The sequence below is a fragment of the Vibrio sp. CAU 1672 genome, assembly GCF_029223195.1.
Classification (GTDB): Bacteria; Pseudomonadota; Gammaproteobacteria; order Enterobacterales; family Vibrionaceae; genus Vibrio.
In genome coordinates, this window is record NZ_JARHUF010000005.1 from 192984 (window position 1) to 216318 (window position 23335).

Genomic DNA, 23335 nt, shown 5'->3' on the forward strand with positions numbered 1-23335 from the left:
GACTCCGGAGGGAACCATGAAAGTTATCGCAACGGCCCTGCTCGCCTGCATCTCACTCTCAGCCCATGCTGTCACCTATCACGCCCAACTGATCACCCAAGGTCAGGATGTTGCCTGGGGGATTGAATTTATCGATCACCACCGGCTGATCGTAAACGAAAAACAAGGCAACATCAGACTGATCGACGTCACCACGGGAGCCAGCCAGCACCTGCTGAAGGTGAACGATGTCGACTCGCGCGGGCAAGGCGGTTTACTTGACGTGGCACTGGCCCCCGGCCAGTCTCCGGATCGCCAGCAATTATATTTTACCTACAGTAAAAGCACCAGCAGCGGGACAACCGTAGCATTAGCAAGTGCGGTGTTACAGGACAGCACTCTGAGCAACTGGCAAGATGTGTTCATCGCCGATGCCATCACCACAACCGGGCGCCACTTCGGTAGCCGGATCGCCTTTATCGATGATCACCTTTTCATCTCCATCGGTGATCGGGGTGAACGTGACAATGGTCAGAATGCAAGCAACCATGCGGCAGCGATCTTACGCCTTAACCTTGACGGTAGCGTACCGGAAGACAATCCCTTCATTAAACAGCAAGGCAAACCTGAAATATGGAGTTTTGGCCACCGTAACCCGCAAGGACTATTTTACGATCAGCAAACGGAGCAACTTTGGTCTGTGGAGCATGGCCCTCGCGGCGGTGACGAGATCAACCTGATTGAACCGGGGAACAATTATGGTTGGGCGCGGGCCTCACATGGCAAAGAATATTGGGGACCTCTGGATGTGGGTGAGGCGAAGTCTTTACCAGGTATGATGAATCCAAAGCTGGTCTACATCCCCTCGATAGCCCCCAGTAACCTGATCCTCTACCGAGGTGACAAATATCCGGAACTGGATGGTAAGCTGATCATTGCTGCTCTTAAACTTACGCACCTTAATGTCGTCACAATCTCAGGTCGCAGCACGCTTGCCGAATCCAATCGGTTACTAGAAGAGCTCGGCGAACGGATCCGGGATATCACCACCAGCCCGGATGGTGACATCTACTTTTCAACCGACAGCGGCAAAATATTCCGCCTGGTGCGCAATTTATAACGCTACCGACACCGTTTTCTGCTCAAAATCCAGCGTCATGGTTGCCCCTAACGGCACCGTTAGCATCGGGTGGGTATGGCAGCTGTCAAAGTCATATACAATATTGATATCCTGCCCGTTCAACACTTCAAGCAAGACATCGATTGGCGCTCGTCCGGTTCCTTTGTGATTAAATTTTTCATGTTTACCTAACACTATCGCAGACACTTTATCCAACACGCCGGAAAGTTTAAGCAGCGCAAAAGAGCGCTCAACGGAATCAATGCCCTGCAGGCAGTCCTCGATCATTAAAATATCGCCGTCCTTAATCTCCGGCATATACTCACTGGCCCAAATACAGGTCATGGTGTTCAGGTTGCCGCCAATCACCCGCCCGGAAATCACGCCATTCCCGATAAACTGCCATTGATTCGGCAGCGTCGTTTTTGCCCGCTCCTGGGCAGACCACTCAATCCATTCATCGGTCCACTCGGCTGGCATGGGATACGTATGATCCAGCTGGGCAAGCGCTGAAGTAACCGATTCAAAAGATGCAAAAGTTTCATCAACCAGCGGTGGAAACTCGCCTAAAGAGGCAACCAGCGCCGGTCCGTAGAAGGTCACAATGCCTGTGCGGGCGTAAATGCCCATCAGCAGCGCTGTCACATCAGAATAGCCGACGATGATCTTCGGATCTTTTTTCAATGCGTCATAATCAAGGTAAGGCAGTAAGGCATTGCTGTTAAAACCACCAATGGTGGACATAATGCAGCGTACCTCAGGGTCACGGATTAACGCGTTCAGTTCGTCAACGCGTTCCTGAATCGATCCGGAACGATATTGGTCCGTTTTGCCGGTCAGGCTGCCGGCTTTGACTTGATAACCCTGATTTTGCAAGTAGGCTTTCGCGCGCTCAAATCGCTGGGGAGCAAAAACAGTTGCAGGGGAAGAAGGCGAGAAAAAACCGATGGTATCGCCTTTTTTTAATGGTGGTGGAACTAGCATGTCGCCTCCGGATTTTGTGATGCACCGTTGAATTATTTTTCCCCAATCTAAGCAAAATTATCTAAGCTTAACAATAAGTTTATGTTTCTTAGTGATAGTTTTTCGGTTACGTGGTACGAGGTAACTATGATCCCCTATCCTTTACAGTTAGAGAAAATCAAAGCGGTGGTGTTTGATCTGGACAATACTCTGGTCAGTTCCGATATGAATTTTACGGAACTGAGACGGCAGCTTGGGTGCCCGGCAGACCAAGACTTATTGGACTTCATCGACAACGCCGATCACCCTCATTTCAAAGAGCATGCGCATAATATTATCCTCAACTACGAGCTTACTGATGCGGAACACTCGCAGCCCATGCAGGGTTGTCACGAACTGCTCAGCCACCTGCACCAAAGTGTGATCAAAACAGCCATTATTACCCGCAACTGCATTAATGCCACGCACCGGAAGCTCGAACACAATCAAATCAGTGTCGAGCGCGTGATCACCCGTGAGTGCTTTCCGGCCAAGCCTGATCCCCTCGCCCTGCAGACACTGGCCAAAGAGTGGCGGCTGTTACCTGATGAAGTCCTCTATGTCGGCGATTATCTTTATGATCTGCAAGTGGCCTATAACGCCCAGATGCCTTCATGCCTGATTCATCACGGTATTGAACTTGATTTCACCGAACATGCCTCACTGGCCGTCAGTGAACTGAGTGATTTGCTGGCCCATTTTGAAGCGTTACCAACCATCATCAAGAATGGCAAACGCTGCTAGTCTGAAGAATCAGAAGGGGGCGAAAACAAACATCGCCATTTCTCCTGCCAAGACAGATTTGAGCGGGTAACCTCATGCAACATATCGCGCCACTCAGCAAAGGTCACCGTCAGGGGGTTGAAGCTGTTGACGGGCTTGGAAATACCATAGCGAACGGTTTCTACTTCCGGCTCAAACGTGCCAAACAGCCGGTCCCAGATGATCAATACACCGGCGTAATTTTTATCAATATACTGGCGATTCACCCCGTGATGAACCCGGTGATGGGAAGGGGTATTGAACACCCGCTCTAATGGCCCGAGTGAGCGTATCCACTGGGTGTGAACAAAGAACTGCAACCCCAAATTGAGTAATACCACAAACACCACCCATTTAGGGTTAAAACCAATCATCACCAAAGGCAGCCAGAACAGCCACATTCCCGCCAACGGATACATCAGGCTCTGACGAAATGCAGTGCTGAAGTTCATCCGCTCCGAACTATGGTGCACCACATGGGCCGCCCACATCCAACGAATACGATGACTGGCACGATGGAACCAATAATAGAAAAAGTCCTGTAGCACCATCAATAAAACAAATGATGCCACAGATATGTCAATATCAAACAGACGCCAGCCAAACCACCACAGATACAACTTAGCGATCAGCAGGCCCGCCAGAATATCACTCACCTGGTGCATACCTGCCAGTACAAAGTTGCACGCGACCTCAGGGAGATGATAGCGGGCGTTATCAGGCAGTCGTCCCCGGCGCTGGCCAAGCCAGTACTCCGCCAGAATAAAAATAAAAAACAGCGGGGCTAACGCCATCAATAACCAATCCGGATTTTCCATTAATTGCGACCAATCCATTGTTTGTCCTACCATTTCGCAAAGTGATCTTCTGTCAGTCCCAGAACATGCTCTAACTCATGCCGGGTACCATCACCATCAATAACGGCCCCGGAAAAATGACCAACGTATTGACGGAAGTTGCTTTTCAATAAAATGAAGTTTTTCTTTTCCGCCCGAACACATCGCGGCTTAAACATTAGGTTCACGCGTCCGTCTTGCGACGAGATCTTCCAGCCTAGATCCGGTTTAAGGCGGAAGAACTGGAACGATACTGATGGCAATAAATGACGCACGCCATTGACCCACAACACATTTTCACATGCACCCGTTTCATTGACACCAGCAGCCAGATTTAAACCAATCGATACCGTATCGGTACGATGATTAATGCTTGCCCAGCGCCAGCTGGTCTCACGGCGCATGTACCCCGCAGAGAAGTCATATCCGGCACTCGCCTTAGACAACTCCTGTGGTTGGTTATTGATTCGCAGCGAACCGGAAACTCGCAGCGCATTATGTTTTTGCGTGTACGTCCAGCCGGCATAGCCGGTCGGCGTGCAGAGCATCAGCGGCTCACTGTCACTTAACGGCTGTAAGCAAAGATCCGCTGTGATTGTCGACGTGTTCAGCTTGATCCGCCATTCACCACCGCTAATAACAAACTGCACCCTGCCCTTCGCGATTTGTGCGCTACTTTGCCAGCTGGATGACTGAGTTTGCGCACCAATATTTAATGGCCTTAGCCATTGTTGTTCGCTTAACACTTCCTTCTGCTTATCGAAGACATAACAAAATCCCGACACCAGATAACGAATATCCGCGATTGCCACGCCAACTACATAGTCACTCGTGACAATCGAAACGAACTGGAACTGTTTATAGTCAAAAAACTTGCGCCAGCGGGAAGCCGGATTGTCCATTTCATTCCGATATTGAAATGCCGGTAAACCGAGTTGCAGGGGAATCGCCTTCAACTGGCCGTATTGCGGCATTCCGTCCTGCCCTATTAAACTATGCTGCGTATTAAGGGTCACGATGCTATCCATTGGTTGGTTACACCGGCCAACATTAACATCAATTTAACATCCCACTCCTTGCGCTGTGCCACAAGACTCATCGATAAGATAGGCAATTTCCGATATAAGTGTGAGTTAGATCACTCAATTTGGCACAATTCCCAATCCAATTAGAGCTTTAACTTATACAGAGTAAACAAAATGCTTAAATACGTAAATAAGAGCAAAATAACTCGTATTTGCATCTTAGTGACTGGTGCACAAACAGCGTTAAACCGCCTTCCAGAGGAAGGCCAGCCCATACCAACTTTCAATAGTAATTTGAAAGATAATACTGTTTTTATGCAAAAACAGAGCATAGCTCATAGTACTCGCATAACCCTGATTTATAACCATTATCATTGCAAGAAACGCCACAAAAAATTCGCCAACCGTTTGCGTTTAGAGGGCAATATACTATTTATCTAAAACGAATGTGATTAAATTGGACTTGTATCAATTCTTACGCATAATAGCTGTCGTACAATTTCAACCTATGAATACATAATAACAATATTTCAATGTCCTCATTTCGTCGTTTAAATGCCAGCCTCCGCCACAAAACCGCCTTGTACTTTTCTCTGGGCTTAGTTGGCATGATTGTCAGTTTTCTGTTTATTACCCGTTATTTTTTCCTCTACAGCCTAGATGAGCTGGAGAGAATGGATATCACAAAAGCAAGTCGCCAGGCACAAAGTGCGATCAGCATGATGGTCGCTCGGCAACTGGAACATTCGTACGACTGGGCACATTGGGATGAAACCTATCACCTGCTCGATAAGCCAGAACAAGAAATCGCAGGCTACCGGGAAAGAAACCTCTATGAGGGGGCACTCGATGTACTCTCTCTCGATATGCTCGCATTTGTTACCCGCGATGGTTCGCTTGTTGACCAGTTGAGCCGAACCCCCAGTGCTGCTCAATCTGCCGACTTAATCACTCAGATCCTGGCTCATCCCGCAATCCGGCGCCATATTGCCTCAATGGAGATCGCAGCCGATTTCAACCTTAAAAGTAAATCCGGCTTATTCAAAATTGACCAGCAAATCTGGTCGATCAGCCTGACGCCCGTGCGCAACAGTGAAGGAACGTCCATATCATCAGGATGGCTTATTTGGGGACAAGATCTGACGCTGCGTTTTCCTGGCGATTTCAAGACCATACTGACATCGGAGAGCCAGCTGTTGTTGGCACTCCCTGCCGAACTCGAAAAACAGCAGCAAATCTTAAGCAAACAGGGTAGCTTGCTGGAGCGCGACAACAAAACCATGACGCAATGGACGCCTATTCTCGATAACGATCTTGAGCCTATTGCATTTTTGAAAACGGTCGCGCCCCGCGCTTATTATGTAAAAGGCCACAAGTTATTCATCTGCCTGTTTGGGGCGGTCGGTCTTGCCGCTGGTGTCATTGGATTGTGTACTTTCTTTTTATTCAGTACACGGGTCGGTACACGCTTCGCTCATTTTGAACAAGGCATCAGCCAATTGCTCTCTCAGCACCAAATAGAGCACCCGGAAGAGAAAAAGATCGATGAGCTTGAGCTGGCCACAAAACTGGTCAAAAAGCTCTCTGATAACACCAGCGTAACTCAAACCCAGCTGAAAGACTCACTGGAGAAATTTAACGCCATTTACCATAGCGGTTCGGTTGGCATGTTATTGGTGTTAAATCGCGAGATCATTGACTGCAATGAAAAGACTCTGGAACTGTTAAGTTATCAGAGTGAGCAACTACTGGGTTACCCACTCGACAAACTTTGCCCGCCATCGAGCAAAGATGCTTTGCTCATCGAGCAGATATTTAACCAGCTCAAAGATACCACCACCAAGCTGGAAGCTCCGCTGGTCAACAGCCTTGGCGAGGAAATCGCCTGCCTGCTCGAAATCAGTCAGATCCAGCACAATGGCCAGAATGCCCTGCTGATGCTGATCCATGATTTGCGAGAAACCAAACAACAAGCCCAGTTAATCCAACAGCTGTCATATCTGGATCCGGTATCCGGGCTGCGGAATCGCCCTTCAATTTTGAACGCGTTACAAGAGCGGAGCGCAAATGAGCCCAATCAGTTCTCTTTCTTGTACATCAGCGTCAAAGGCCTTAAGCAGATCGCGGAAGTTTATGGCCATCTTATCTTTGACGAAGCGGTCAAGTTTACCGGGAAAATGTTTGCGAAACACCTTTCTGCCTATCAAGTAGGCCGGATCAGTGAGTTTGAGTTTATCGCCATCATACCCAGCGAACAAGATTTCTATCAGGCGATGTCTGCAACTCACAAGTTAATGGATAAGCTCTCACAAAAAGTCGAAGTGTCTGATTTGATGATTGATCTGCATTGCAAAGCAGTAATCGCAGACAAAAGAATCACCCATAAACCTTTGGATTTACTACTGCAAACAGCGATTTATACAGTACAAACTACAGAAACCCGTTATTCTAACGAAGTGGTCGTGATTGACGAAAAACTCACAGAAAAGGCGCAGACTGCACTGTTAATCAATCGTGACATCGAATATGCCATACATAATGACCAAATCATTGCGTACTACCAACCGATTGTGAATACCCAGAGCGGTAAAATCGTCGGATTTGAAGCATTGGCGCGCTGGAATCACCCCAGCCTGGGCCTGATCTCCCCCGACGTCTTCATCCCTCTGGCGGAGCAAAGTAAACTTATCGTTGAGCTGGGCGAATCGATTTTGAAACAAGCGTGTTCGTTTGTTAGCCAACTCAACCAACAACGTGCCAAGCATGGCTTGAAACCATTGTCTATCCACGTCAACATCAGCGCACAACACTTTTATCATGCGCGTCTGACGGAACATTTGCATTTTGTGCTGGCAGAATACTCGATCGCTCCTGGTATATTGGCGCTGGAAATCACGGAAAGTATGTTAATGGGTGTCGAAACCGAAACCATCCAGCGTATGAACGAAGTAAAAGAACTCGGTGTTCAACTGGCACTGGATGACTTCGGCACCGGCTATGCGTCATTTGGCAGCCTCTGTGCGTTTCCTCTTGACGTAGTAAAGTTGGACAAGTCTTACATTGATCAAATTGAAACCAACGACCGAGCAAAAACTCTGGTGCGTAATATAGCCAAAATGGCTCAAGAGCTAGGCCTGTCTATCGTTGCTGAAGGCGTTGAAACCGCCAGCCAGGTGCGCAAGCTTAAAGTTTGGGATATCGATGAGCTGCAGGGTTACTATTTTTACAAACCTATGCCTGAAGCCGAAACTCACGCCCTCTTCTGTGGTGAAAAAGTCCACTAGTCCGCTTTTGCCAGCGAAGTACAAAGACACCTGTACTTCGCTTTCCTCCCCTGCCAATCAACATAAATCTATTTCATTTCTCTCATATTATTTTCCGTATCTATACTTAAGTTAGTGTTTTGTCGTTCTATTCGAACCAATCGATTTGTGAATCCATGGCGTAGCAAAGTGAGTGTCCAAGTCACGGCATAATTCGCGATGGCCACGAGGAACAACCAAAACGATAGGCCGCGCCAAGGACAAACAAGCTGTTAACCCTTGAGTTCTTCTGTGGTCCGTTAACCATTTAGTACAAGGAGAGCACGATGAAAAGGTTATGGATATGGATCTTCACCTCGCTCGTGCTGGCCAGCCAGGCGTTTGCTGACACGATTTGGGTGGTTCCCATCAAGGGTGCCATTGGCCCGGCTACCAGTGACTACGTCAGTCGAGAAATCGAGCAGGCTCAAGCAGAAGGCATCAGTTTGGTGGTGATAAAAATGGACACCCCTGGTGGCTTAGACAGCGCCATGCGGGACATCATCCACGCAATCACAACCTCAACCGTGCCGGTGGCAACATGGGTAGGCCCATCAGGCTCGCGTGCAGCCAGTGCCGGTACCTATATTTTACTCGCCAGTCATATTGCCGCGATGGCCGAAGCCACCAATCTCGGGGCGGCGACACCGGTCAGCCTTGGTGGTACCCCACCCGGTGCGCCAACACCCGGCGGCGATGATAAAGGCGACAGCGAACCAGCCTCCGGTGATGATGATGCCGGCACCCGTTCTGATGACGAGGTTCCCGCCAATACCACAATGGAAAAGAAAGTAATTAATGATGCCAAAGCCTATATCAAAGGCCTCGCACGGCTGCATGGCCGTAACGCCGAATGGGCGGAAAAAGCGGTCAGCGAAGCGGCAAGCCTGGATGCCACCGAGGCTTTACAACTTGGTGTGATTGATTACATTGCCTCCTCACCTGAAGATCTGGTGAAGCAAATAGAAGGCAAGACAATCAAAATAAATCAAAAAGAAGTGACAATGTCACTCAAAGATCCCATCTGGGTGGAAAGAATGCCAGACTGGCGCGCAGAAATGCTGGCAGTGATCACCAACCCCAACGTCGCGTATATTCTGATGCTGATTGGTATCTATGGCTTGTTGCTCGAATTTTATAACCCCGGCATTGGCCTGCCCGGAGTCCTCGGAGGTATTTGTCTGCTACTGGCCATGTATGCATTGCAACTCATGCCTGTTAATTATGCAGGACTTGGACTAATACTATTAGGGATTGCTTTGATGATTGCCGAAGCCTTCAGCCCAAGTTTTGGCATACTCGGACTGGGTGGGGTCGTCGCGTTTGTTCTGGGTTCAATTTTCTTATTAGACAGCGAGTTACCCGGCTTTCAAATCGCGCTGCCTCTGATTTTTGGTATCGCTATTTTTTCCGTGCTATTGATAGCGCTAACCATCGGGTTACTGCTCAAAATCAGGCGCAAACGCGTAACTACCGGCATAGAAAACTACTCAGGTAAACTCGCGACCGTCAGTGACGACTTTATTGACGGACATGGCCGGGTACAACTTGATGGCACGTTCTGGCAAGCAAAAACGCACGAAAACCAACCACTCAAACAAGGTGAGCAGGTAACAGTGGTTGACGTCAAAGGGCTGACTTTAACAGTCGCTCCCAAATCACGCCCTAAAGGATAGGAGGCGCATATGATGCTCTATACTGTGGCAGTTGTAATCTTGTTGCTGTTTGCATTAGCGACACAAATGTTCAAAGTTCTGCGTGAATATCAACGTGGTGTGGTGTTCTTCCTCGGTCGCTTCCAAGAGGTCAAAGGGCCGGGTCTGATCATTTTAATCCCCTTCATTCAACAAATGGTGAGAGTTGACTTACGTACCATCGTACTGGATGTGCCAACACAGGATCTGATCACCCGGGATAACGTTTCCGTCCGGGTTAACGCGGTAGTCTATTTTCGGGTGGTAAACCCGGAGATGGCGATCAACAACATCGAAAGTTACGGCGAAGCAACCAGTCAACTGGCACAAACAACCCTGCGCTCGGTGTTAGGCCAACACGAACTCGATGAACTGCTGTCGGAAAGAGAGCGGCTCAACAAAGACCTACAGGCTATCCTCGATCAACAAACCGACGATTGGGGGATTAAAATCTCCACGGTTGAAGTTAAGCATGTCGATTTAAACGACAGCATGGTGCGCGCATTAGCCCGCCAGGCTGAAGCCGAAAGAACCCGCCGGGCTAAAGTCATCCATGCAACCGGTGAACTTGAAGCCTCAACCAAGTTAAAAGATGCGGCAGCAATGTTGAATGAATCCCCCAATGCATTGCAACTGCGCTACATGCAGACACTGACTGAAATCTCAACCGATAAGACCTCGACCATCATATTCCCGATGCCGATCAACTTAATTGAAGCGCTGAGCGAAGTGGTAAAATCAAGCAAAGACAAAGAGTAATGCTGCATAAAAACAGCCGCCTTATGGCGGCTGAATCGTATTTTCGGTTCAGTTATTCTGGCTAGGCTACTTTGCTGGACAGGCTTTTTTGTCGATCAAAAAATTCCTGATGCAGCGCACATATCGACTTCTGGTACTCCTGGTCGTTCACCACTAACTGGACATTAACATTGCGCATCGATGAATGGAGTGCGACTGGGGTAATATCCTGCTTCATCAATGCAAGCACACCTTTCGCCAGCGCTTTATTGGTATCAATCTGAGAACCAATCACCGAGATGAGCGCCACCATACGGCCTTTGATCGACGCTTTGGGATAACGTTTTTCTGCCTTATACAGCACTTTGTTCAAACTCTCGGCACTGCCGCCAAGGTAATACGTGATGGAGTTGGCGTTCATCTCCTTGCCGATCAAACTGACCCGGGTATCAGAAATAATTTCCATCAACTCATAACTGACGTTGTCGACCTGACCGACGATTGCCTGATCAAACAAGTGTAAAGCGAACACTTTCTCCTTCCCGGCAATAATTTCAATTTTGTCGGTTTCCGGGCTGTAATTCGCAGAAATCAACGTACCTTTGTGCTCTGGTTCAAAGGTATTTTTGATCTGCAGTTCAATCCCGCTCTCGCGTAACCCTGCCGCAGCATTCGGGTGGATCGCTTCCATACCAAGGTTTGCCAGCTGGTCAGCCACATCATAATTAGTATGGCCAATCGGCAGGACCTTCTCCGGCCCAACAACGCGGGGATCTGCTGAACTCAGGTGATACTCTTTATGAATAATCGCGATATCGGCTTGTGTAAGTGATGCAATCCGGCTGAAAGTCATTTCGCTGTAACCGCGATCATAAGTACTCATCAGGCCTTCCTGGCAGTAGGCATAGCCGGTGACAATCGGCAGCTCTTGAGTGACATCAATGTCTTTGAACGCATCAAGAATAGAGTCATCCAACGTTCTGGGGGTTTTGCAGTCCCAGCCGGAAAGATCAACAAACTTAGCCTTAATGCCGATATTTTTAATTTTCAGTGCCGTATTGTAGGCACTGTGCGACTCACCAATTGAAGATAAAAACTCTCTGATCTGCGGCAGGTACTGACGCAACGAAAACTGCCCGTACTGGCACGTTTCCAGGATATTGGTAATGCAGCTTTTTGCTTCGGCAATACGGGAACGAATGAACTTGTCTGCCCGCATCCGGTTCATCGGATCGGCAAAGATGTGTTCATTCGTGAGTAACATACGCTTTTCAACATACGCAAGCGCGTCTTGCCACGCGTCGTCACGCTTGGCGATCAACTGATAGACACCGGGTTTGCTGGTTTTTTTGCATTCTAACAGTGCGTCAGTCATTCCACCGTACGCTGAGACCACAAACACCCGATTGTATGGCTGTTGTGGGCGAAGAATAATATTGTCGAGCACTGCATCGAATGCTGTCATTGATGTACCGCCGATTTTTTCTACGGTATAACTCATGAAGGGTCCTTTATTGATTGGTAACGAGAGAAAAGAATGCAAAGAGTGGGGCTTTCACCCCACAGCAGGATGATCAGTCCACGAGCGGGTAAACTCCACGTTCATCATGAACTTCAGCGCCGGTGATCGGCGGGTTAAACACGCAAGCCATCACCATTTCCTTATTTTTATAAGCTCGCAAATAGTGTTCGTCGTGTTTATCGAGAATATAGAGCGTCCCCGGTTTGATTGGGTAGGTTTCACCGCCCACAACTTCAATCTCGCCTTCGCCGCTCATGCAAAAAACCGACTCCAGGTGATTCTGGTAATGGATATGGGTCTCTGTTCCCTCATAAATCGTAGTGATATGAAAAGAGAAGCCCATGTTGTCGTCTTTCAGCAACATGCGCACACTTTCCCAGTTATCCGCCACTACGCGGCGTTCGCTGTTACGACACTCTTCGAGCGTTCTGACAATCATGTTTATTTCCTTGTTATAGAGCTTGTTATGATACTTGTTTGAAATATTTTCCGGCCACCGACTCGACCGCGCTTTCGAAAATGCCAAGGCCCTGCTCCAACTCGGATTCGGCGATGGTCAACGGACAGAAAAACTTAACCACCTCATCATCCGGGCCTGCGGTCTCAATAACCATGCCTTTATCAAAACAAGCACGGGCAATATCACTTGAAATAGCACCGTTTTTGCATTCAATACCGATCATCATGCCGCGGCCTTTCTGCCTGATGAATAGCTCGGGGAAGCGCTTCACCGCCCGTTGGATGGTTTCGCTCACTTTTTGCGAGGAGTGCCTAATGTGCGCTTGAAAATTCGAGTTTGACCAGTAAATTTCCAGAGCCTTTGCCGCTGTAACAAAGGCATGGTTGTTGCCGCGGAAGGTACCGTTATGTTCACCGGGCTTCCATTGATCCAGCTCCGGCTTGAGTAATACGATCGCCATCGGCAAACCGTAACCACTGATCGATTTCGACATAGTGACAATGTCAGGCGTGATACCCGCAGGCTCAAAGCTAAAGAACGTCCCCGTTCGTCCGCAACCAGCCTGAATGTCATCGACAACCATCAGAATATCGTGTGCCTGGCAGATCTTGCTTATATGCTGTAGCCATTGGTCTGAAGCAACGTTAAGCCCGCCCTCGCCCTGCACGGTTTCCAGTAATACGGCGGCTGGTTTATCGATCCCGGCAGAGTTGTCTGCCAGCATGGTTTCGAATAACTTCAGGCCATCAATATCTGCATAGCCATCGAACGGGATACGTGTAACATCATTCAGGCTGGCTCCTGCCCCCTGACGGTGGTGCTGGTTACCGGTTGCAGCCAGTGCGCCTGCAGTACAACCGTGGAAACCATTGGTGAAAGCCACAATGTTGCTGCGCCCGGTGACTTTTCTCGCCAGTTTCAATGCTGCTTCAACCGCATTGGTGCCTGTAGGCCCGGTAAACTGAACTTTATAGTTAAGATTTCTGGGTTGTAAAATATAACGCTGCAACGCCGTCAGGAACGTGGCCTTGGCATCGGAGTGCATATCAAGACCATGGGTAATACCATCCATTTCGATGTACTCAAGCAATGCCTGCTTAAGTACCGGGTTGTTATGTCCGTAGTTAAGTGAACCGGCTCCTGCAAGGAAGTCTAAATAACGTTCTCCGCTTTTTGTTTCCAGCCAGCACCCTTTGGCTTTTTGAAATACAACAGGAAAGTTGTTTGAGTAAGAGCGAACTTTTGATTCTTGCTTCTTGAAAATTTCCATGATGAGACCGTGTTTTGATTCCTATTTATTGAGGATTATTTAGTGGGATACGGTATAAATATTCCGTATCGTGCTTGCCTTTGAAATGCGCCTTTTCATCAAGAAAAGTCGTCACCTCACCTTGATTGCCATACCTAGCATCCAGTTTTTTAAACAGCGCCCAAGACGCGCTGTTGTCTTCAGTAATCGTGGTTTCAATCGTCTGAACCCCTGAAAGATGTTCTCTGTTCAGCAACGCATCCAGCATACGAAACGCCAGGCCGTGCCCCCGAAAACGAGGCGATACCGCGACTTGCCAAACAAACAATACTTGTGGTTCATCCGGTTTCTGGTAACCAGAAATAAATCCCGCAACCTTACCGCCGAACTCGACCAGCATGCAGGTTTTGCTGAAATGGGTTGATTGTAGAAAGTTGCAATACGAAGAGTTCATGTCCAATGGCGGGCACTCAGCAATCAAGCTGTAAATTGCGTCACCATCGCGTACCGTTGGTTCTCGAAAAGTCCATTTTGTACTTGGAGACGTCCCAATTTCTGGATACATCACCCAAGGAGCAGATGTGATCATGTGAAGATACATATCCTTTGATGTCTAATTAAAAAACAACAGTATTATGGCCATCCCCCACGATCAAAAATCAAATATTTGGCAAACATAAGCCCATTATTGTGATCAATAGCTCATTAAAGGCCAACTTAGACAAATATTAAAATAATTTGAACACTAATCTTTTATTCAGCATGACGACCTGATTAATCGCTCAATTAACGTGAAAACGCTTCAGAGTTTGCTCAGATATAACCATCAATTTGTGTGCGCCAGCCGGGCAAAAACACATGGGAGTTTTCGCCGTTGCCATAGAAAAACGGCTCAAGGCAGATAAAGAAAACTGGGCCAGGGTCCCGCTTACTTAAACAAGACACCAACAACCAGACACAAAAAAGCGGTGCCGATCTTAAATCGGCACCGCTTTTGGCATTCAGGCTGAATTAGGCCACTGTTGTGGAGGAAAAGTTACCCAACAAACTGATTTTCTTCAACCAGCAAGATAGGCTGCGTCGTGCGCTGCTTCAGCTCAATCGCTTCACGCATTCCGAGATCTGGAGTCGCCAGCACGATGGATATCCTGGCTTAAAAAGAATCAACTTCGCTCAGGCTTTCAAGCAGTTCGCTCATGTTCCGCGCTTGAGAGAAGTGATAGCCCTGCCCGATATGACAACCTAAAAACTCAAGATAAGTTGCAACTTTCTGGCTTTCAATACCTTCTGCAACCACATCCATACCAAGTCCCTTGGCCAGATTGATGCTTTTTTCAACCACAGCCGCCGATTTGCTGTTCGTCAGGCAATCCAAAACAAACAGTTTATCGATTTTTAACTCATCGAACCGCAATGCATTAAGCTGTTCCAGAGAGGAATGACCTTTACCAAAATCATCTAGCGATAAGCGAAAATTCATCTTTCTCAGGCGTAAAATTTGGCCGCTCAACATGCCCCGGTCTTCACTGATCGCCGCCTCCGGGATCTCACAGATTATGCTTTCAGGCGATAACTGATAGTGCTCGGTCACCTCTTTTAACCAATAGGGAAAGCTCTCCTGCTCCAGCACCAAGTCAGAGATGTTAAGCGAAACAGTCATCTTGCCCAACTGGTGCCGATGGCGGTGCATCACCGCAAAGGCCTGTTCTATCACCGATTTGGTCAGCCTAAGCATCAGTTCAGGGTCACTTTCTGCAACCGGAAGAAACACATCAGGAAACAGCCACTGGCCATATTCATTTTTTAACCGCACCAGAACTTCAAAGCCTTTGATCTCTTTACTGGCAAGGTTAACCTGAGGCTGGAAGTAAGCGATTAGCCTGCCCTGTTCAAGATGCTGGGCCAACACCTCTGGTGTAAGCGCCATCTGCAATGCTCGTTTGGCTTGGTGGACATACTCAGCAGCTTCAGCCAGGATCCGTTGTACCGCATCGAATTTAACCGGTACCGGCACGCAGCCGACAATACCGAGGCTATACTGTGTGGCGAGCATTAAGGATAACAGATCTTGTTCTTCCTCACTGATCAGCACAATCGCTCCGGAAAACTGGCTCGACGCTAGGTATTCAAATAACGACCACCCCTTATCATCCGGCATATTCCGGTTATAAAAAATCAGGTCAATCGAATCTTGTTCGATATATTTTCTAACTTCGACATCACTTTCCGCCAGAAAGAGCTGATGATAGCCAAGGTTGTTCAGGCAAAGCTCCAGCGTATGCCGGACCGCTTTTTGCCCGTTGATGATCAGAATATTATTGATTGTATGGGTCACTTCCTCTCTCCCCTTTGCCATCTAAACTGACTACCGTGAAATGACCGTCTCTACATCCCACCGAACCGGGTTAATCGCTTAGTAGCGTGTGAGTAGAGCCTCTTTAAACTGTAGTACATAATTGCCCCAGCTTTAGAATTATCAGTATATTTAAGCCATTGTAAGAACAAAGGATAGATTAGTGCCACGCAGCCCTGACCAGGATGGAAACGTGGTCAGGGCCCGGGTTAAAATGAACAGGTTGACTCGGGCCGGGCGTCTGGCAAAGACCCCATATCAGGCCAAGGAACCGGCTCGGTACTGAGGAGTGCCAAAAGAAATACTACATGGTTGGCATCGTAAACGCGCTGCGGTGTAGTTCGAGGCGGGAACCTTCAGGCCAGCGACTGGTTATGGTTTTCATTTTGGTATAAAAACGCACCCCATCCGTACCATGCACATTCAGTGGGCCGAAAATTGACCGTTTCCACCCGCCAAAGCTATGAAAAGCCATCGGGACCGGGATCGGCACGTTCACCCCTACCATGCCAGCTTGTACCTCTTCACCAAACTGGCGCGCAGTTTCTCCATCTTGGGTGAATATTGCCGTGCCGTTGCCATATTGGTGCTGATTGATCAGCTCTAATGCCTTGTCATAGTGGTCTACCCGGACAAGGCTCAGTACCGGCCCGAAAATCTCCTCTTGATAGACCGTCATATTGGGAGCCACGTTGTCCAGCAGCGTCGGGCCGACAAAATACCCCTCTTCGTTGCCACTCACGGTAAAATCCCGGCCATCGACCAGCAATTTGGCCCCTTGCGCTTCACCGCTACTAATGTAATCACAGATGTTCTGCTTATGTTGTGCTGAGATCACCGGCCCCATGTCATTTTCCGGTCCCTCAGCCAAACCGGGGCCGACCCGCATCCGGGCAATTTTGGCGCTCAGCAGATCAATGAGTTTGTCGGCGACCACATTGCCGACCGCCACGACCACAGAAAGTGCCATACAGCGCTCTCCGGCCGCACCGTACGCCGCGCCCATGATAGCATTGGCCGCCATTTCCAGATCCGCATCCGGCATCAACACGCAATGGTTCTTCGCCCCGCCCAATGCCTGACAGCGTTTGCCATGGTTGGAGGCAGTGGCATAAATGTACTCGGCAATCGGTGTAGAACCGACAAAGCTGACCGCCTCCACCTGTGGATGGGTCAACAAGGCATCAACCGCTTCTTTGTCACCATTGACCACATTAAACACCCCGTCAGGCAGTCCCGCCTGCTTAAGCAGCTCAGCCAGACGGATCGCCACGGACGGATCTTTTTCCGACGGTTTAAGGACAAAGGTATTTCCTGTCGCCAGTGCAATGGGGAACATCCACATCGGCACCATAGCCGGGAAGTTAAATGGCGTAATACCGACACATACGCCCAGAGGTTGCATCAGGGAATGGCTGTCGACGCCCGTTCCGGCGTTGGCCGAGTGCTCACCTTTTTGCAGGTGGGGAATACCGCAGGCAAACTCGACCACTTCCAATCCGCGGGTCACTTCACCGACAGCATCTGAATAGACTTTGCCGTGCTCAACAGAAATCATCCGCGCCAGTTCATCCATATGCTGTTCCAGCAAGGCTTTAAACCTGAACATCACCCTCGCCCGTTTTAACGGAGTGGTTTTCGACCAGGTCACAAACGCTTTATCGGCAATGCTCACGGCCTCTGCCACTTCGGCAGCACTGCTTAACACCACCTGTTTGATTTGCTGCCCGGTCGCCGGATTAAACACCGATGCCACCCGGCCGCTGTGGCTGGCCACTGTCTGGCCATTAATGTAGTTCTGGACTAGTTCCATGATCTTCTCCTCAATTGATCAACGCGGATTCGGTCTGACTTGCGGGTGAATGACAGCCACGCAGACGCCACCGCGTCACGAGTGCGCGGTAATTTGACTGGACTTGTTGTATCAGTGTTTGGTCGTCAATCGCTCCGCAAAGCCATTGCTGCGCAGGCTGGCCGAATATGCTGCGCCCGACCGCAAACCCTTTGACAACCTGGCATGCTGCCGCGTTTTCAAATGCTTGTTCAAGCTCTGCGAGCGGCGCGTCCAAACCGAGCAGCACCACGCCATGGCAATGCGGATCCTGCTCCGCGATAAGTGCCTCGATCACTCGCCAGCTTGACGCTTGCATAGCCGGCAGTTTCCACCAGTCGGGCTTAATACCCAGTTGGTATAAGCGTTGCAGGGCTAAGTAATAGTTTTCTTCGGCCTGGGAGGCATCTTTAGGTAAAATCACCTCCAGCAGCAGTTCGTGGCCGCTCTGGCAACAAGCCTGATAGACCTCCTGTAACAACCTTTCTTGCTCCTCGCGCAAATCAGCTTCATCACCGGGGTGATAGAAAACCAGGCACTTAACAATGTGCTCCTGCGGCCAGGATTGCAGTTGAGAGCCAATATCGCCGTTTTCAAGCTGTAACGGTCTCGAACCGGGCAACTCGACTGGGCGCCCAATCCACAAACCATTGCCGGTGGCCTGATTCAGTACCGGTTGCCCATAACGGCTGTCACATAATATTCCTAGATCACCGGTAAAAGCGTCTTCCCGGCTCACCGACTGGCCGGCACGGAAAATCAGCTGTTTAAGCTCACCAATACGCTCCACCCCGACACCGGCCTGCCGTGCCATCTCCTCTAGCTGACTGCGGTGATCAAAGGCCAGAATACACAGTTCTTGCCACTCTTGATCTCGGGTTGTCACCCGGTGCAAATGGTTTAAGCGTGGATCCGTATCAGGGCGTTGCACTGCGTACTGGCGTGACAGGTAATCATCGAGCTCTTGTTTGCTTGGCATTGCGGGCGCACAGCCATGACGGGAAACCACCAGCGCACCACACGCATTCGCATAACGACAGGTTTGCTCCCATGCTTCCTCATTGAGGTAACCACGCAACAGCCCCGACATAAACGCATCGCCCGCGCCAAGCACATTGAGCACCTCGACCTGCACCCCTTGTGCATTGATCCCACCATCTATGTGTGCAGGGATCGCGCCGGTAAACACCGAGCAGCCCAACTGGCCGCGTTTGCACACCAGGGTCGCATCCGAGACCTCACGAACACCGCGCAGCGCGGCCAGTGTATCTGTTGAGCCCCCCGCGATGTGGAACTCCTCTTCGGTGCCCACAATCAGATCAAACAATCCCAGCACCTCTTGCAGCTGTGTAGTGACCGATTCAGATTCGATAAACCGGGTTTCGCCATCCCCAAGCGAGGTAAGCCCCCACAGTACCGGCCGGTAATCAATATCAAGCACGGTTTTGACACCATGCTGACGCGCATAACCAAGCGCGGTCAGCACCGCCTCGCGTGTATCGGGATGGGACAAATGAGTGCCGGTGATCGCCAGACAACGCGCCGACGCAATGTACTGTTCATCGATATCCTCGGACGTGATCGCCATATCGGCACAATTATCACGATAAAAAATCAGCGGAAAGGTGTCCTGATCTTTGATGCCAAGGATCACCAGCGCCGTCAGGCGTTCCTTATCGGTGATCAGGTATTGCGTATCAACCCCCACGCGATCCAGCTCCTCGCGGATAAACCTGCCCATATGTTCGTCACCCACCCGGGCCAGCATCGACGACTTTAAGCCCTGCCTCGCGGTTCCATAAGCGACATTGCCGGATGACCCACCAAGGTATTTGGCAAAACTGGTCATATCCTCTAGTCGCGAACCCACTTGCTGCCCGTACAAATCAACGGCAACTCGCCCTAAGCAAATCACATCTAGCGCTTTATTGCTGGTTGTCATAGCGCACTCCCTATCAGGTATGTATCGAATCCGGTTTTCGTTGCAAAGCCAGTTTTAACTCCGCTAACGCGGTTAACCCCAGCCACAAAGAAATGTTTATTTCATTTTTAGGATACTATGAAATTTTTAATTCGAACCGTGATCTGCGATCGATTCTGATAAACACCCGGCCATAGAGTTCAATTGTTGGAAAATATATTTCACGTAAACACGTCGAGAAAATCATCATGCAAAGCCAGTGCCCTCACCATCGCGATCACTAATCACCGTTAAGAAACACACCCATAAGTCACGATTAAGCAGCAATATATGCTGAAATACTTAATAGAGAGAACTGTGCCAAGCTGCCATAAAAGATACCGCGCTTGACTGATAAATCAGACACGGCTCATTGAAAAGCCCACCGTCCATTAAACAACCAATAAAATGAAAATAATTTTTCACTCCAAGTGCCGTTAGCGAAACAGCGGAAGAAAGAGTTAAGTGAAACGAAAATGACCAAAAACCAATACCAACCCAGTAAATGACATATTCATTCTGACTGCCTATCTGTCTATCTGGGCATTGAGTGCGGGGCGACGCTCAGAGCTACCACTTCTGTTCAAGGTAGTAAGATACAAACCTCTGCTTCACAGCTAACCGGAGTTAAGTTTTGCTCAAGCGCCGCTCTTTCATTAGCGGCATATCACTCACGGCTTAACGAAAAAGCGAAACATATGTTCCACTTTCTGTCAGGTTTGGGTATTTTAGTTTGATACGATTCATTCAGGATGAGATAAAATGCAAACCGCCACTTCACTCAGCGAGTTACATGAGCAAATCCGCGTAAGCCATTCATCACTCAGCAAACGCCTGCAGCAAGTTGCTGAGTATGTTCTGGAAAATACAAACAGTATCGCGTTCGATACCGTGGCGGTGATCGCTGAAAAAGCGTCCGTGCCCCCTTCGACCCTGATCCGCTTTGCCAGTGCATTTGGTTTTAGTGGCTTTAACCAAATGAAACAGCTATTTCGCCAAAGCCTGGTGCAGGAAACCACCAACTACCCTGAACGGGTCAAACTCTACAAGCAACTGGAAGGTACAACGCCGCTCGCCGCCACACCCAAACAGCTACTGGAGCAGTTTTCGCTGGCCAACGCCCAGGCCATGGAGCAACTGGCGAACCAGACGACCGACGAACAAATGGAACGCGCCGTTGAACTGCTGAGCAACGCAGACACTATCTATCTCGTCGGTCTGCGCCGTTCATTCAGTGTCGCCTCTTATCTGGCTTACGCCTTCAGCCATCTGAATAAACGCGCCATCCTGATTGACGGACTTGGCGGGATGTTCAAAGAGCAGCTTAATATGGTGAGCCGCAATGACGTGGTGCTGGCGATCAGTTTTAGCCCTTACGCCGAGGAAACCCTCTCACTGTGTAAGTCGGCCGCGCAAGCCGGCGCCCGGCAAATCACCATCACTGACAGCCTGCTGAGTCCTTTAGCCTCCCTGAGTGAGGTCTGTTTTGTCGTAAAAGAAGCCAAAGTTGACGCTTTCCGCTCGCAATCGGCCAGCTTATGTCTGGCGCAATCGCTGGCGGTCGCCATGGCCCATCAACCGGATGCCAACTAACAGCAAAGGATTCTGCCGCCTGGCCTGATGCCACATGGTGGCTGTCTCGCCTCGCTGCACATTAATGCTATCGACCCCTGAACAGTTACGAGTTGAAATGCAAAAATCCCTACAAAACAATACTTTAAATGATTTACGGCAGATTTATCTGGCAGAGCGACCCGTTCCTGGCGTTACGATCCACCTTGAAAAATGTCCGCGACAACCACCGGCAAAGACGGTGATCTGATCTTTCGGCGCGATAACCGGCGCAAGGTACGTCACAAAGATAAACGTTCGGCTTCAGTGGAACAATTTTCGTGACCCACCCTTCAAAATCGGCCCTTTTTCGGGATCGTTACCAAAAAAGACCGTATATTCAGGCCAAACAGTATTAATACCTTCGTTGATAGTGGAAGGTTAAGTAAAGCAAACCACCTATCAACCATTGATGCTGTGTGTTTTCTATTTTTTGAACTTTTACTGGGAACGTTTGCAACCAATCCCTTTATAATTTCCAAGAATGGAGAAATACAACGATGAAACAAAGTGTAATTGCCCTCGCCGTGGCGTTCGTATGCGCGTCAAATACCGCCGTTGCTGATACATCTGTGGGAGATCTTGAACAACGCATTAATGAACTGGAAGCGCGCCTGGCTCAAACCGAGCAAGTCGCCAATGATGCTAACGATCAGGCTGCTTCTTTTGAATTTCATGGCTATGCCCGTGCCGGCTTGCTGATCAACGACGATTTGAATGGTGCCACTGGCACCGGTCCCTACATGACCTCAGCGGGTGCTTTGGGCGCTCCGGTAGGCCGACTGGGCCTTGAAGATGATCACTATGTGGAAGCGAACTTAATTCACAATCGTAAGCTAGAGGATGGCTCAAGCGCCCGGTTCCACATAATGCTGGCAGACAGCGTTGAAACCAATAACGAATGGACAGCCAGCGAGAGCCAGTTGAATGTACGCCAAGTCTATTCAGAATTAGCTAATCTGAGCATGTTTGCCGATTCCACTGCATTTTCTAACGCGACGTTTTGGGCCGGCAAACGCTTTGACCGAGCTAACTACGATATTCATTTTTTTGACTCTGATATTGTTTTTCTTTCAGGTACCGGTGCCGGTGTTTACGATGTCCAACTGGCTGATAACTGGAAAGCGAACTTCTCTATCTACGGGCGCGATTTCGGCACAATAGATAGCTCATCGCTCGACATTGAAAACTATGTCGCGACGATGAATAACTGGGTTGGCAACTGGCAGTTCATGCTCAGTGCTATGACCGCTTCAGATAATAAAGATCTGACTGAGGGTGCAGCAGACAAAGGCCTGCATGCTTTGCTTGCCTACCATAGCGACAGCTTTTACGGCTTGAGCGAAGGCTTCTCCAAGACCGGCGTGTTGCTCGGGGACGGACTAGGCGCAGAACTGAAAGGCATTGGTTCAAACGGCTCGCTGACTGAAGATGCTCAGGCGTTCAGAGCGTTTAGCTATGGTGTGACAAGGCTTGGTGACAACTGGCGCATCGCACCTGCGTTGATGGCAGAATACAGTCAGGATCGTTTCAAAGCCAATGACGAATTTCTGTGGGCCTCTGCCAACGTACGTTTGGCTCAGGAGTTCACAGAAAACTTCGAGATGGTCTACGAAGGCTCATATCAGTACATGGACTTAGATAACTCTGTTGAACAAGCCAGCGGCAGTTACTACAAAGCAACGGTAGCACCGACCCTCAAGCTATCAACCAGCTCAGGCTTCTTTGACCGCCCTGAACTAAGATTTGCCGTAAGTTACGTTGACTGGAGTGAAGACCTGAACAACTACTCGGTAAGCCTGGACTCAGGCGCTTCCACCATGGGTGACGGCGGTGAAATGATCTTCGCCCTGCAGATGGAAACCTGGTTCTAATTTAAAATTATTTATCC

The 23335-nt window shown here is 49.2% G+C and carries 17 protein-coding genes; 7 read left to right on the plus strand and 10 right to left on the minus strand.

The genetic code is table 11. From position 1 onward, the window contains the following. Nucleotides 1–16: 16 nt before the first annotated feature. Nucleotides 17–1099 carry a PQQ-dependent sugar dehydrogenase gene (locus P2G85_RS07300; protein ID WP_275863444.1) on the plus strand — a complete coding sequence of 361 codons (1083 nt, stop codon included), beginning with the start codon at nt 17–19 and terminating at the stop codon, nt 1097–1099. Here the strand turns inward: P2G85_RS07300 and P2G85_RS07305 are convergent. Further along, on the minus strand, nt 1094–2083 hold the full coding sequence (locus tag P2G85_RS07305; protein WP_275863445.1) for a S66 peptidase family protein: 990 nt from the start codon (nt 2081–2083) through the stop codon (nt 1094–1096). The two genes, P2G85_RS07300 and P2G85_RS07305, sit on opposite strands and share 6 nt — an antisense overlap. A 126-nt stretch (nt 2084–2209) precedes the next feature. On the opposite strand from P2G85_RS07305, the gene P2G85_RS07310 reads away from it, so the two are divergent. After that, on the plus strand, nt 2210–2845 hold the full coding sequence (locus P2G85_RS07310; protein ID WP_275863446.1) for an HAD-IA family hydrolase: 636 nt from the start codon (nt 2210–2212) through the stop codon (nt 2843–2845). Here P2G85_RS07310 and P2G85_RS07315 read toward each other — a convergent pair. Further along, a complete protein-coding gene (locus P2G85_RS07315; protein WP_275863447.1) occupies nt 2842–3699 on the minus strand; it encodes a sterol desaturase family protein in 858 nt (285 codons plus the stop codon). The genes P2G85_RS07310 and P2G85_RS07315 overlap by 4 nt on opposite strands. Nucleotides 3700–3707: 8 nt before the next feature. After that, nucleotides 3708–4727, minus strand: coding sequence for a DUF2804 domain-containing protein (locus P2G85_RS07320; RefSeq protein ID WP_275863448.1), 1020 nt, complete (start codon nt 4725–4727; stop codon nt 3708–3710). Between the two features lie 530 nt (nt 4728–5257). On the opposite strand from P2G85_RS07320, the gene P2G85_RS07325 reads away from it, so the two are divergent. The 3 genes from P2G85_RS07325 to P2G85_RS07335 all read left to right on the plus strand — a co-directional run bounded on the left by P2G85_RS07325 (nt 5258) and on the right by P2G85_RS07335 (nt 10479). Further along, nucleotides 5258–8008, plus strand: a complete 2751-nt coding sequence (locus P2G85_RS07325) for an EAL domain-containing protein (RefSeq protein ID WP_275863449.1) — start codon at nt 5258–5260, stop codon at nt 8006–8008. Nucleotides 8009–8313: 305 nt separating this feature from the next. Next, nucleotides 8314–9702, plus strand: a complete 1389-nt coding sequence (locus tag P2G85_RS07330) for a nodulation protein NfeD (RefSeq protein ID WP_275863450.1) — start codon at nt 8314–8316, stop codon at nt 9700–9702. 9 nt (nt 9703–9711) lie between these two features. Then, nucleotides 9712–10479 carry a slipin family protein gene (locus tag P2G85_RS07335; protein WP_275863451.1) on the plus strand — a complete coding sequence of 256 codons (768 nt, stop codon included), beginning with the start codon at nt 9712–9714 and terminating at the stop codon, nt 10477–10479. Nucleotides 10480–10540: 61 nt separating this feature from the next. Here the strand turns inward: P2G85_RS07335 and P2G85_RS07340 are convergent, their stop codons facing one another. The 7 genes from P2G85_RS07340 to iolC all read right to left on the minus strand — a co-directional run bounded on the left by P2G85_RS07340 (nt 10541) and on the right by iolC (nt 19815). Further along, nucleotides 10541–11959 (minus strand): aspartate kinase, encoded by a 1419-nt coding sequence (locus P2G85_RS07340; protein ID WP_275863452.1) that lies wholly within the window; start codon nt 11957–11959, stop codon nt 10541–10543. Nucleotides 11960–12032: 73 nt separating this feature from the next. After that, entirely contained in the window at nt 12033–12419 is a 387-nt protein-coding gene (locus P2G85_RS07345; RefSeq protein ID WP_275863453.1) for an ectoine synthase, read from the minus strand. A 25-nt stretch (nt 12420–12444) separates the two neighbouring features. Then, a complete protein-coding gene (gene ectB, locus P2G85_RS07350) occupies nt 12445–13710 on the minus strand; it encodes a diaminobutyrate--2-oxoglutarate transaminase (protein WP_275863454.1) in 1266 nt (421 codons plus the stop codon). A gap of 25 nt (nt 13711–13735) precedes the next feature. Further along, nucleotides 13736–14278, minus strand: a complete 543-nt coding sequence (ectA, locus tag P2G85_RS07355) for a diaminobutyrate acetyltransferase (protein WP_275863455.1) — start codon at nt 14276–14278, stop codon at nt 13736–13738. A 564-nt stretch (nt 14279–14842) separates the two neighbouring features. Beyond that, on the minus strand, nt 14843–16024 hold the full coding sequence (locus P2G85_RS07360; RefSeq protein WP_275863456.1) for an EAL domain-containing response regulator: 1182 nt from the start codon (nt 16022–16024) through the stop codon (nt 14843–14845). A 322-nt stretch (nt 16025–16346) separates the two neighbouring features. Next, entirely contained in the window at nt 16347–17855 is a 1509-nt protein-coding gene (locus P2G85_RS07365; protein WP_275863457.1) for a CoA-acylating methylmalonate-semialdehyde dehydrogenase, read from the minus strand. A gap of 10 nt (nt 17856–17865) precedes the next feature. Next, nucleotides 17866–19815: a 5-dehydro-2-deoxygluconokinase gene (gene iolC, locus P2G85_RS07370; protein ID WP_275863458.1), complete on the minus strand. Its 1950-nt coding sequence runs from the start codon at nt 19813–19815 to the stop codon at nt 17866–17868. A 780-nt stretch (nt 19816–20595) separates the two neighbouring features. Here iolC and P2G85_RS07375 point away from each other — a divergent pair. Both P2G85_RS07375 and P2G85_RS07380 read left to right on the plus strand, forming a co-directional pair. Further along, nucleotides 20596–21426, plus strand: a complete 831-nt coding sequence (locus P2G85_RS07375) for a MurR/RpiR family transcriptional regulator (RefSeq protein ID WP_275863459.1) — start codon at nt 20596–20598, stop codon at nt 21424–21426. Between the two features lie 518 nt (nt 21427–21944). After that, a complete protein-coding gene (locus P2G85_RS07380; protein WP_275863460.1) occupies nt 21945–23318 on the plus strand; it encodes a carbohydrate porin in 1374 nt (457 codons plus the stop codon). Nucleotides 23319–23335: the final 17 nt, after the last annotated feature.

Bases quoted from the DNA above. Each gene is read 5' to 3' on its own strand.
- P2G85_RS07300 (WP_275863444.1), top strand. From the start codon at position 17: ATGAAAGTTATCGCAACGGCCCTGCTCGCCTGCATCTCACTCTCAGCC.
- P2G85_RS07305 (WP_275863445.1), bottom strand. From the start codon at position 2,083: ATGCTAGTTCCACCACCATTAAAAAAAGGCGATACCATCGGTTTTTTC.
- P2G85_RS07310 (WP_275863446.1), top strand. From the start codon at position 2,210: ATGATCCCCTATCCTTTACAGTTAGAGAAAATCAAAGCGGTGGTGTTT.
- P2G85_RS07315 (WP_275863447.1), bottom strand. From the start codon at position 3,699: ATGGATTGGTCGCAATTAATGGAAAATCCGGATTGGTTATTGATGGCG.
- P2G85_RS07320 (WP_275863448.1), bottom strand. From the start codon at position 4,727: ATGGATAGCATCGTGACCCTTAATACGCAGCATAGTTTAATAGGGCAG.
- P2G85_RS07325 (WP_275863449.1), top strand. From the start codon at position 5,258: ATGTCCTCATTTCGTCGTTTAAATGCCAGCCTCCGCCACAAAACCGCC.
- P2G85_RS07330 (WP_275863450.1), top strand. From the start codon at position 8,314: ATGAAAAGGTTATGGATATGGATCTTCACCTCGCTCGTGCTGGCCAGC.
- P2G85_RS07335 (WP_275863451.1), top strand. From the start codon at position 9,712: ATGATGCTCTATACTGTGGCAGTTGTAATCTTGTTGCTGTTTGCATTA.
- P2G85_RS07340 (WP_275863452.1), bottom strand. From the start codon at position 11,959: ATGAGTTATACCGTAGAAAAAATCGGCGGTACATCAATGACAGCATTC.
- P2G85_RS07345 (WP_275863453.1), bottom strand. From the start codon at position 12,419: ATGATTGTCAGAACGCTCGAAGAGTGTCGTAACAGCGAACGCCGCGTA.
- ectB (WP_275863454.1), bottom strand. From the start codon at position 13,710: ATGGAAATTTTCAAGAAGCAAGAATCAAAAGTTCGCTCTTACTCAAAC.
- ectA (WP_275863455.1), bottom strand. From the start codon at position 14,278: ATGATCACATCTGCTCCTTGGGTGATGTATCCAGAAATTGGGACGTCT.
- P2G85_RS07365 (WP_275863457.1), bottom strand. From the start codon at position 17,855: ATGGAACTAGTCCAGAACTACATTAATGGCCAGACAGTGGCCAGCCAC.
- iolC (WP_275863458.1), bottom strand. From the start codon at position 19,815: ATGACAACCAGCAATAAAGCGCTAGATGTGATTTGCTTAGGGCGAGTT.
- P2G85_RS07375 (WP_275863459.1), top strand. From the start codon at position 20,596: ATGCAAACCGCCACTTCACTCAGCGAGTTACATGAGCAAATCCGCGTA.
- P2G85_RS07380 (WP_275863460.1), top strand. From the start codon at position 21,945: ATGAAACAAAGTGTAATTGCCCTCGCCGTGGCGTTCGTATGCGCGTCA.